1 protein-coding gene is annotated in these 624 nt (G+C 31.7%); it reads left to right on the top strand.

Annotated elements, in window-relative coordinates; translation table 11 throughout:
- Positions 1-624 (top strand): methyl-accepting chemotaxis protein (locus L8X50_RS08240; RefSeq protein ID WP_263660894.1); only part of this gene is annotated, 624 nt, incomplete at both ends.

Raw genomic sequence — 624 nt, 5'->3', positions numbered from 1 at the left:
GCCAAAGCCATCAATGAAAACATCACTAAAACTAAAAATGCATTAGAACAAGATGCTAAAGCAGTAGAACAATCAGTTGATACAGCTAAAGAAATAGAAGGTGGTAATCTAACAGCAAGAATAACAGCAATTCCTGCTAATCCTCAATTAATAGAATTAAAAAATGTATTAAATGATATGCTTGATGTATTACAAGCAAAAGTTGGTTCTAATATGAATGAAATCAATAGAGTATTTGATAGCTATAAGGCATTAGACTTTACTACTGAAGTTAAAAATGCTAAAGGTGGAGTTGAAGTAACTACTAATGTATTAGGTCAAGAAATAGTAGCTATGCTAAGACAATCATCTGAATTTGCTTCTTTATTAGCAGATGAGAGTGGTAAATTACAAAGTGCTGTTAAAGACTTAACAGATTCTTCATCTTCTCAAGCTTCTTCTTTAGAAGAAACAGCAGCAGCATTAGAAGAGATTACTTCTTCTATGCAAAATGTATCTCATAAAACTAGTGAAGTTATTGCTCAAAGTGAAGAGATTAAAAATGTTACTTCTATAATAGGTGATATTGCTGATCAAATTAACCTACTTGCATTAAATGCAGCTATTGAAGCAGCTCGTGCAGGA

The sequence above is a fragment of the Campylobacter sp. CNRCH_2013_0898h genome (assembly GCF_025772965.1).
Taxonomy (GTDB): domain Bacteria; phylum Campylobacterota; class Campylobacteria; order Campylobacterales; family Campylobacteraceae; genus Campylobacter_D; species Campylobacter_D lari_D.
Note: the sequence above shows the minus strand (reverse complement) of the source record. Positions and strands in the feature narration are given on the sequence as shown.